General features: G+C 37.7%; 7 protein-coding genes and 1 pseudogene. 3 read left to right on the forward strand and 5 right to left on the reverse strand.

What is annotated here, in order from left to right; genetic code table 11:
- Positions 1–1,379, forward strand: a 1,379-nt coding sequence (locus tag H4J50_RS16920) for a YHYH protein (protein WP_182257458.1), incomplete at its 5' end; no start/stop codon positions are given.
- Positions 1,380–1,625: 246 nt separating this feature from the next.
- Here the strand turns inward: H4J50_RS16920 and H4J50_RS16925 are convergent.
- From H4J50_RS16925 to H4J50_RS16945, 5 genes are all read right to left on the reverse strand, one after another.
- On the reverse strand, positions 1,626–2,162 hold the full coding sequence (locus tag H4J50_RS16925; RefSeq protein ID WP_108456650.1) for a YHS domain-containing (seleno)protein: 537 nt from the start codon (positions 2,160–2,162) through the stop codon (positions 1,626–1,628).
- Between the two features lie 304 nt (positions 2,163–2,466).
- On the reverse strand, positions 2,467–3,372 hold the full coding sequence (locus H4J50_RS16930; protein ID WP_182257459.1) for a YeeE/YedE thiosulfate transporter family protein: 906 nt from the start codon (positions 3,370–3,372) through the stop codon (positions 2,467–2,469).
- Positions 3,373–3,451: 79 nt separating this feature from the next.
- The gene (locus H4J50_RS16935) at positions 3,452–5,035 is read right to left on the reverse strand and encodes an FMN-binding glutamate synthase family protein (protein ID WP_220466300.1); all 1,584 of its coding nucleotides are present in this window, start codon (positions 5,033–5,035) and stop codon (positions 3,452–3,454) included.
- 293 nt (positions 5,036–5,328) lie between these two features.
- The gene (locus H4J50_RS16940) at positions 5,329–8,370 is read right to left on the reverse strand and encodes an efflux RND transporter permease subunit (protein WP_182257460.1); all 3,042 of its coding nucleotides are present in this window, start codon (positions 8,368–8,370) and stop codon (positions 5,329–5,331) included.
- A gap of 1 nt (position 8,371) precedes the next feature.
- Positions 8,372–9,418 (reverse strand): efflux RND transporter periplasmic adaptor subunit, encoded by a 1,047-nt coding sequence (locus H4J50_RS16945; RefSeq protein ID WP_108456654.1) that lies wholly within the window; start codon positions 9,416–9,418, stop codon positions 8,372–8,374.
- Positions 9,419–9,562: 144 nt separating this feature from the next.
- Here H4J50_RS16945 and H4J50_RS16950 point away from each other — a divergent pair, with 144 nt between their 5' ends.
- Together H4J50_RS16950 and pgi are read left to right on the forward strand one after the other, a co-directional pair.
- The gene (locus tag H4J50_RS16950; RefSeq protein WP_182257461.1) at positions 9,563–10,135 is read left to right on the forward strand and encodes a TetR/AcrR family transcriptional regulator; all 573 of its coding nucleotides are present in this window, start codon (positions 9,563–9,565) and stop codon (positions 10,133–10,135) included.
- A 415-nt stretch (positions 10,136–10,550) separates the two neighbouring features.
- Positions 10,551–10,802, forward strand: a pseudogene (gene pgi, locus H4J50_RS16955) (glucose-6-phosphate isomerase); the annotation flags it as partial.

Consider the following 10,802-nt stretch of genomic DNA (forward strand, 5'->3'; position numbering starts at 1 on the left):
CATCTGTAACATTAAACTTAACCGTAACAGATGACGACACTGTAACAGTAACCTGGTTACAACAGTCGGGTGTTAGTGTTATCTTGTCTGATACAAGTGCTAATTCACCAACCTTCACTGCACCAAGTGTTGACACAGATACCACTCTTGTTTTTCAAGCTAGTGTTGATGATGGAGTTAATACTGCGGTAACCGATACCGTAAGTATCCTTGTTTCAGATATTGATACTGTTGCCACGGCTTCTCCTTGGATAATTAATAATACAACCACTTCAACCTATATGGATAATGCCGTAGAAGATGTGCAGTCGACTGAAACTGTAACAGTGGATAATGTAGAGTACACTTACGTTGAAGCTACTGGCATTCCTAAATATAACGTTACTATCACACAAGACATGATTGATACTTTAAATAGTCGCCCTCGTGCCTCTTCAGACTTTATTGCTGGTGCAACTACCGCTGTGGCTGGCGAACTTGTAGAGTTTGGTGCAAATATTGGTTATAACAGTAGTACTGAAAACTGTCCTGACACGGGTGGAGATGGCTATTGGCCTCCAGGCCCAGGCTGCCCTACAAAGCAAACGGTGGAAGCCTATATTGTCAATGAACCGACTGAGTTAGCGGAAGATGAAGTTTGTGAAACAGGTTTAGGTACTATTGGTTTAATGGTCAATGGTGCTGCAATTTTCAATTGGGGCGATGGCATGAGCTATGGCACAAACGAGTGGTATAACTTAGCACCTTTTGCTGAACAATATGATGTAGGTATTTGTGGTGGTCATGCCGCTAACGGTGAGTATCATCATCATTTTTATACCAGTTGTTTAGCAACCCTTTTAGGTGATGCAGGCGATGACCATTCTCCTCTTTATGGTTTTGCCGCTGATGGTTACCCATTATATGGCCCTTATGAAAGTGATGAACAGTTAGCGGTAAGTGGTTGGCAAAAACGTGACTATGCAGCGGCTACAACTGAAGGCGGTTGTGGTACTGCGGGCGAGCGTACTTGTGTGTTAGTAAACCAATACGATATCTCTGAAGGTGTAGTTGATGCAACCAGCGATGGACCAACGATAGGTCAAAGCGTTAGTACATTATCAGGAAATTCTATACCAGCTACAGATGGTTATTATTTGGAAGATTATTATTACGCTCAAGCTGAAGTTACAGGCGCAGTATTAGATGAGCATAATGGTCATGATACCAATGATGGTAAAGGTTACCATTACCACCTAACATTATCAGAAGACGCTGGCGTTTTAACTCCTTCATTTCCTTTTATGATGGGGCCAAGATTTAAAGGTGAAATACCTGATAACTCATTTGGCTCTTGTGATACAGGTGCGGGTGCAGGTGGCCCACCGCCTCGTCCTTAATATTGTCAGATGTTAGTAAGTTCTTACTATTGAATTACCTCAATTAAATAAAAAGGTGCTGTTATACAGCACCTTTTTTATATTAAGTTAAATGATATAGTTGTTAAACAATGCCTTCACGTAATTTGCTAACACAGCCAAAATCAGAAAAAAGTTTAAGAACAGTAGCACTACTTTAAACAACATTTAGGTCCATTTTAAAGTGCTAAATTTAGACTGATCCTGCCTATATAAATAGTTGTGCCTTTAAAAAGTAAATAATTGCACCTTACCTTCATTCATCCACTTTTTTCTCGCTTCTTTCTGCTCAGCAAGTTTAACTGCTTCATATTTCCAGCGTTTATTGGCACGAGTATAATTTGACTCTTTTTCCAATTGCCACTTTGCTAAAGCCTGAGGCTTACTAAAGAAGTAAAGCTTTCCTTCGTCAATTAAAAATAATTTTGGATCCGCTTCAACTAATTTATCTTCTACCAAAGATTGTGCACAATAACCATTGAACTCTGGAAGAAATTTTTCAGGATTTTTAGAAAAACGTTCTTGATTCTCTTTACTAGCAAACAAATAACGCTGACCGTTATATACCGCCTGATATGTACTTGAACCGACAATAGCACCCGAGTCGACATGGTAGCTCAATACGTCATATCCATGCATTGCAATAGGAAGCGATTCTACTTCCGCTTTTGTAATAGACTTAGATTCAGCCATATGTAAAACATTTTCACCAAAGGATAAAAAGGTCGGTAATGTAAGGATTAAAAAAATTAAAACTGTTTTCATAAGGATCTCTCTTAAATTCTGAGTATTATAATTAAAAGTTTCACAGAACTAACACTACAGTTTTATTGCATTACAGTTAGTCTAGAAAAGCAAAATATTATAGAAGCATTGTTATTATAAGTTTAGACATTGTGTTTCAGGCTCTGTAAGGCTGTTGGGTATTTTCGCCTTCACAAATGATTCTTTAGTAAAAGAGAGGGGAAATTGATAAATTATTTCAACAATTTAAGAATAAAGTTATCTTCAGACTCAAACGCTTAAAATTACGGGGGTTAAAAAAATCAGCCAAAGCTTATAATCAAAGTTATAAGTACTTTCGCTTAATATCTACACCAACAAATATACCGACGATTATTCCCAAAATAGCAATAATTCCAGCAACTGAAAATACAGGTAAAGCCATTAAAAGTTGAAAGCTATTCCCACCCATTGCAAGTGATGCACCTATCCCCATAAGTACACCGCTTAATAAGTGTATTAACCAGTATTTAATGTGTGGTAAAACGATAAAATACCGTTTTGCTTTCCATGCAGAAAAGAACATACCAATTAATAACGCTATAAAGAGCAAATACCGCGTTAAATCTGGCCAAATAGCATTATCTTGACCTGTTATCACATTGCTTAAATCATGTAAAAGCGCACTCGGTGGCCACTTAGGTTGATATAAAAAAATAAAGCCGCTAAGTAAGCCTATTCCCATCATGCCAAACCAAACCTTTTTACGAGCATTATTACCAAAAGCCACCCAAAAACTGATCATTAATGAAATTATTATCAAAGCGCCATAAGTCACATTAGTAGGTAAAGGCAGCGCTATTACAGACACATCAGGACGCCAAGTAGCCAAAATAGACCACCCGATTAACCAGCCTACAATCGTAGCACTATAGGCAAACTCTCCTTTTGATAAGCGAGTTAAAGTAGAAATACCACACCCGTTATTAATAGCGCTACCCAAACCAAACAAAACCCCGCCTATCGCGAACAAGATACTGGGTTCATAAACTTTAAATTGAAGCGGCAGATCTAAAATAAATGCAGTAACAACAGCCACCCAAGACAGCACACCACTAAAAATAATGGCAAGCAAAAAGGAAGGGTTGCCATTTTTCCATTCATTCACGCCCCTCACCATGCAAAGACCGGTATATTGAGCTAAAAAACCTAAGGCAAAGATAAGACATAACACGATTATAAAGTTAGCCATTTTAGTTTCTTACTTCCACACGTTGCTCTAAAAGATGCCAAATTGGTACATAGTAAAATGCTGAATTAGCATTGGGTGTCTACCAAGCACTCGCATTGGCTTTATCCCAATCATATTTCCAGCTTGGATCAACAGTGCTTTCTTGTAAAAGACTGCCTGAAATAATTTCAGGATATAGCTGAGCATAGTTTTTTACATCTGTTCCTTGTATTCGTCGGTTAATATGTTCAGGACGCAATTCATTTAAATTATTTAAGCCAGCAGCACCAATTAGCTCGACTAAACTCTTAACGGTATCACGGTGGAAATTAGCGACGCGTTGCGCTTTATCTGTCACAACTAAGCCTTTATTACGTGCGGGATTTTGCGTTGCAATACCTGTGGGGCATTCGTCGGTATTACATGTACGTGATTGAATACAACCTAAGGCAAGCATCATACCTCGAGCTGAGTTAACAGCATCTGCACCTAATGCCATAGCTCGAAGAATATGGAATGCAGACAACATTTTGCCTGCGGCGATAATACGAATTTGGTCTCTTAAACCAACGCCAATAAGCGCGCTATTAACAAAAACTAATGCGTCTTTAATCGGTGTACCAACCGAATTAGTAAACTCAACGGGAGCCGCCCCTGTGCCACCTTCACCGCCGTCAACGGTGATAAAGTCGGGTTTTATTCCTGTTTCAAGCATCGCTTTACATATAGCTAGAAACTCATCTTTACGACCCACACACAACTTAAAACCAATGGGTTTACCACCTGACAACTCTCTTAATTGCTTAATAAACTGCAATAATTCTTTAGGACTAGAAAATGCCGAATGTGAGGGCGGAGAGATAACATCTTCTCCCATGGGAACATCTCGAATTTCAGAGATTTCTTTAGTTAATTTTGCTGCAGGCAATATGCCGCCATGACCGGGTTTAGCACCTTGAGACAGTTTGATCTCGATCATTTTTACGACGTCTTTAATCGCATTTTCTTGAAAAGTTAAAGGATTGAAGTTGCCTTTATGATCGCGACAGCCGAAATAACCCGTACCAATTTGCCAAACTATATCACCACCATGTTTTAGATGGTGAGGACTCATACTTCCCTCACCTGTGTTGTGAGAAACCCCCCCCATTTTAGCGCCTCTATTCAAGGCCATAATGGCATTTTTACTTAAGGCTCCGTAGCTCATAGCTGAAATATTTAGCGGTGATGCCATATAAGGTTTAGTACATTCATCACCACCAAACTTAATTCTTGGCTTGTAATCTGATAAATGTTTAGCGTGTATCGAATGATTAACCCACTCGTAACCTGCAGCGTTAACATCAAAAATAGTACCAAAAGGACGAGTATCTCTGTTGCCTTTCGCGCGTTGATAAACTAACGAGCGAAACTCTCTAGGTATTGGCGTTCCGTCAAGATCGGACTCAACAAAATATTGTTGAATTTCAGTACGAAAAGATTCCAATATATAACGAAGTCGTCCGAATATCGGATATAAACGTTTAATCGTGTGTTTTGTTTGAAACATATCGAAAAGGCCGATGACGATTAAAGGGCCTACCACTAAAAAAGCCCAAAAAAAACTTGGGCTAAGAAAACTAAGTGCATAAATAATTATTGGTGTAACAATGGCAAACGCAACAAAACCCTGGCGACCTGTCATAACATAAATCCTTACTCTTTTTTAATTATATTTAGTGTATACAAATAAGACCTAAAGCAATTAACTTTTCTTTCAACTTATTTAAACGCTAACAGTTTAGTGTATTAAGTTAGAGTCCATAAACGACCTACCTTAGTAATTACACTTAACAACCCAATTCTAATTTTTAAGTCATTGTTAAGATTCACCATGGAGTGAATCAATTAAATAATAGCGTAAATAAAAAACGAGCAAATAATTGCTCGTTTTAATCGATTGCTTAGAAGGTTAGCTTTACCTACAAGCTATACAAGCTAAATTTTATCCACCTTGATTTTATAGAGAACACTGTAAAGTACAGGGACTGCAATCATGGTCAAGATGGTGGCAAACGCTAAACCGCCCATTATAGTTACCGACATGTCAGCAAAGAAAGGATCTAGTATTAGCGGCATAACCCCTAGAATAGTCGTGATAGCCGCCAATGAAACTGGCCTTAAACGACTTAAGCTAGCTTCTACAATTGCTAATGCTTTTTCTTTACCTTCGGCTATTTGCAAGTCTATTTCTTCTAGCAACACAATGGCGTTCTTAATTAGCATTCCAAATAAACTTAAAAAACCAAGTAATGACATAAAGCCGAAAGGTAAGTCTGCTATTAATAAGCCAGCCACCACACCTACAACTGCCATTGGTACAATTAGCCAAATAATAAGCGGTTGTCTTGCCTTACCAAAAAGTAATACGCTAATAATAAACATAACTAAAAAGCCCAATGGTAGGCCTTGCCCTAAAGCTGCTTGTGCCTTGCGCGAAGATTCAAACTCTCCACCCCATTCAAGTTTGTAACCTTGAGGTAAAGGGATTGCTTCAATTTTTGCTTGTGTACGACTAAATGCTTCACCTGTGGTTTCACTATAACCAGCCTCAGCTTTAACCGTAATTGTGCGTACGCGATCGCGTCGATTAATTAGCAATTCTTCACTTGAATAGTTCATTTTTCCGCTAACTTGTTTAAAGGGAATATAGGTTCTTTGACTACTACTCCACACCAAGCTATTTTCTAAACCAACCAGTTGATCTTGGTTGTTATTGCTATTCCTCGCGATGATGGGATAAAGGTAATCGCCATCTTGAAGTTGACCGATTTGCAAACCATCAGTATAAAACTTAATAGCTTGACTGAAGTCACTCCTTGAAATTCCGGCGATGCCAGCGGCAATATCATCATATTCAGGGGCTAAAACAATACCTTTGTCACGCCAGTCATCACGAATATCTCTAACCATTCCATCTTCGAAATATATCGCTTTGGCTTGTTCTGCTAATTCCCTTAAAATCGCTGGGTCTTCACCAGAAAATCTTGCCTGTATTTTTGCGCCAGCGCCTGGCCCAAACTGCATAATTTCGGCGTAAAAATTTACCTTAGGGTTTGCTTGTTTTAACTTAGTTGAAATTTCCTGCGCTAAACGAGGTATTTCTGCAGCATTTTTAGCGCGAACTAAAAACAACCCATAACTTTCATTGGGTAATTCAGGTGCGAATACCAACGTAAAACGCTCAGAACTTTCACCAATAAACGTTGCTAATGATTCAATACCTTCGGTTTCAAGAATTAACTTTTCACCCGCTTTCATATACTTTTCAGTAGCTCGTATATCTGAGTCTTGTGCTCCCCAGTAATGGACGAAAAATACTGGGGTATTGGATGGTGGGAAAAAGCCTTGTTTGATAAGTCCAAAGCTCGCGTAAGCACCTATGGTAATAACAACCAATATTGCCAAGGTAACACCTCGCCAATGCAAGGCACTACGCAAAACAACTAAATAAGCTTTATGAAATAAAGAATGCGACTCTTCAGCCCCTTCTTTATCTCCAACTTTATAAAAATACTTACCTAGTAAAGGAGTTAATGTTACGGCAAGAATCCAGCTAAGCATTAAAGAAATAAGTACTACCGCAAACAATGAAAATAAGAATTCACCGGTTGCATCATCTGATAAACCAATACCAGAGAATGCTGCTATACCTATTACGGTTGCGCCAAGTAATGGCCATTGAGTTCGCTTAACAATAAAGCTAGCTGACTCCATAGCTGACTTGCCCTTCTCCATTCGCAGCATCATACCTTCGGCAACTACAATAGCATTATCGACTAACATACCCATTGCTATCACCATAGCACCTAAGGAAATTCGCTCAAGTTGAAGGTCATAAAGCCACATTATAAGTACCGTACCTAAAACGGTAATCAGTAAAGTGCCACCAACAACAATACCCGAACGCCACCCCATAAATAAGCACAGTGCTAAAGTTACAACCACCACTGACATTTCAAGATTCAAGATAAAACCATCGACTGATTCATCAACAATTTTGGCTTGGTTATAAATTGTTGAAACATTAATACCCGTAGGTAACTTTGCCAACACTTCAGCTAATTTAGCATCAATTTTATGACCAACATCGACAATGTTAATATCATTTTGTGCCGAAATGGCGAGGGTTATTGCACTTTCACCATTAAAACGCTTTAAGCCCGTTGGAATAGCAACAGGTTGAAGCGTTAACTCAGCAATGTCTTTTATTTTTATAGAGGCATTTTTTCCTGGCACAACAATAGATAAGTTTTCGATTTCTTCTATTTTATTGGTGGAACTTTCGATGGGTATCCTGATCTGTTTATCACCGACATATAACCGACCACCACTGAAGGGTTTTAAGTTACTGGCGAGTACTTGCTGAAGGTCAGGAAAAGAAAGACCCAAACCAGAAATTTGATAACTATCAATAGTTGCGACAATTTCTTCTTCTAAAATGCCACCTACTTTCACTTTAGCAACGCCGTCAACGGTTAACACTTCACGGCGTATTATCCTTGAAAACTCCCGCATTTGGTCTGCACTAAAGTCAGGTGCCGATAACGCATAATAAATACCGTAAACATCACCAAAATCGTCTATAACAACAGGCGCACTCGCGCCAAGGGGTAAGTCGTGCTGAATATCTCGTAAACGTTTACGTAATTCGTCCCATATTTGAGGTAGTAATGGTCCGTCAATATGAGGTTGTATTTCCATGGTAATACGAGAAAAGCCGGGCTTACTTACAGATCGTAAAATATCTAATTGCCACATTTGTTGCAGCGCTATTTCAAGCTGTTCGGTTACTTCTTTTTCAACTTTTTCTGCGCTTGCACCTGGGTAGTAGGTAAAAATAACCGCTTGTTTGATGGTAAATGCGGGATCTTCTAAACGCCCTATTTTACTCATAGCAACAATGCCACCAATAATAAAGCATATTGACATCAGCCAGATATTAACGGGTTTAGTCAGAGAATAACGTGCTATATCCATCTTAATATGTCGCCTTATATTCTCTAACGACTAACCCTTCGCGCATTTGACCTACCGCAGCTGAGACCACTTTATCACCATCCGTGAGGCCAGAAGATATTAAGGCGAATTCACCTTTGAATTTAGAAATATTAACCTTAGTTTTAGTTAACTTACTGTCTAGCTCATTGTATCGCCAAACACTAAAGCCTGAATCATTGTTACCCATCAACGCACTTAATGGCACAATCAAAGCCTGTAATTGGTTGTTATTTGGCATAATATTCACAATGGCTCGTGAGCCGGGATAGAAGGCATTAGCAACTTCATTTTTCAGAGCAAAGGTTACGCTATAGGTTTGTGTAATAGGATCTGGCGTGGTTTTATGTTCGACATATTGAATATCATATACTTTTGATTCCTGACCAATAATATGAGCCGTCGCTTTAACATCACGATTACCAACATTAGCGGTCATAATACGTTCAGGTACCTCAAAGGTAAAATATAGCTCTGATCTATCTTGTAAATTAGCCAGTGAATCTCCGGTTCTAATCAAGCTATCATTCTCGATATACCTAGCGCCCACAACAGCATTAAATGGTGCTTTTATCGTGCTATAACTTAAATCTTGCTCTGCATTTTCTAACACTATTTTTGTAATAGAAAACTGAGATTTAGCTTCATCGTAGTCGCGTTGTGAAGCAACATTTTTATCAAAAACATCTTTAATACGTTTTAAATTTCGTTGAGCGTCTTCATGACGAATTCGGCTTTCTTCTACTTTACGCTGAAAAGGCTTAGGGTCAATTTTAGCTAAAATTTGATCCTTTTTAACTTCACTGCCTTCAATCAAGTTTTCAAATATTAAGCGCCCTGACACTTCAAATTTAAGGTCAACACTCTTCACTGCAGAAACAATCGCTGGAAACTCATAATTATTCGCTAAACTTGTTACATGAGCACTCGTCAATTGAACAACAACCGGAGCAGTTTCTTTCTTTACTTCTGTTGGTTCTGAACAAGCTTGCAGTACAAAAATTGTAGCAAGTATAAAAATTCGATTCACGGTAACCTCAAAATATAAGTAAAATTTAAAATAAGTACACTAATCATAACACAGGTTTACACATTAACAACTAATGTAAACCTGTTGTGTAATGTAACAACTCACGTTAATATAATAGTCATTAATATATAAAGAGTAGAAAATTTGCCCAGTACTACCGATAAAATTTTAGATACCGCAATGGAGTGTTTTTTTCAACACGGCTATGATACAGCAAACATATCGATGGTAAGTCGACATGCAGGTGTATCTCGTGTGACGATACATAAACAATTCAAATCAAAAGAGATACTTTTTAGAGCGGTTGTAGAGAAACATTTTCAAAAACACAATATTTTGATTGATCTATACCGCAAGTCTGAAAAAAACTTTTGGCAGGAAACACAAGCGCTAATTATTCAACGTTGTGAAGGCTTCTTTAACGACGTGTCTAGTAATCTTGTGAGATCTAACTTGTTACACGCGGGTCAGGCATTTTGTAAGGATCTTATTCAAGCAGAAGAAGGTGCTATCAAAAAAAGTATTCGTTTGAGAATTGAAAAAGAAATATCAGCTAATCGTTTAACACTTAAAAAAACGGGGTTAACAGCAGATGACTTAGCTGAAACCTTACATTTTGCACCATTTGGCATTACAGTATCAGTATCTGAACACAACAATATAGCCTTTGTAGAAAATTTAATGGCCGTATTTAAAGCATCAACTTCAACCTGTTAGTTATTCCTATTAATTATTCTCCGCCTTATTTCAGCAAAGCGACAATCGTTTAAACAGACAGATTAAAAACACCCCACCTTATTAATGAAATTTTGTGGTTAATTGATTAACAACAAAGTAAAAATATTTTTTCGCTAGAAATTCTAGCGAGTGTAAGTTTTGTAACCCCTGTTGTAATAAATCATCCTAGAAACATTAAATAAGAATATAAAAATAAAAATATAACTATTATAATACAATAAGTTAAATACATATTTTTACATAACCAATCTCTAGCTAACTATACTAATTAATTATTAGCCACTTCGCTAAATATAGTAAATAGTATTGTTATAGCGCAATAATTTTATCGACCTAAACTTTATATTATTTAACAAATTATAATTAAGTAATTAAACTAAACAATGGAGCCGTAATGCAAGATAGAACCTCATTACCTAGCTGGAAAAAACTTGAAAATCATGCACTTGATATGAAGTCTCAACATATGAGTGAGTTATTTAAACAAAACCCAAAACGGTTTGAGCAATTCTCAATTCAACTTGCGCCTTTTCTTCTCGATTATTCAAAAAACCTTATCTCAGCATCGACAATGGATATGCTGTTCAATTTAGCGAAAGAGTGCGATGTTGAAGCTTGGCGAGAAAAAATGTTTAGCGGAGAACGT

Source organism: Colwellia sp. 6M3, assembly GCF_014077595.1.
Classification (GTDB): Bacteria; Pseudomonadota; Gammaproteobacteria; order Enterobacterales; family Alteromonadaceae; genus Cognaticolwellia.

What these genes read in the sequence shown, in the direction of transcription:
- H4J50_RS16940 (WP_182257460.1), bottom strand. Translation starts at nt 8,370, where the DNA reads ATGGATATAGCACGTTATTCTCTGACTAAACCCGTTAATATCTGGCTG.
- H4J50_RS16930 (WP_182257459.1), bottom strand. Translation starts at nt 3,372, where the DNA reads ATGGCTAACTTTATAATCGTGTTATGTCTTATCTTTGCCTTAGGTTTT.
- H4J50_RS16925 (WP_108456650.1), bottom strand. Translation starts at nt 2,162, where the DNA reads ATGAAAACAGTTTTAATTTTTTTAATCCTTACATTACCGACCTTTTTA.
- H4J50_RS16935 (WP_220466300.1), bottom strand. Translation starts at nt 5,035, where the DNA reads ATGACAGGTCGCCAGGGTTTTGTTGCGTTTGCCATTGTTACACCAATA.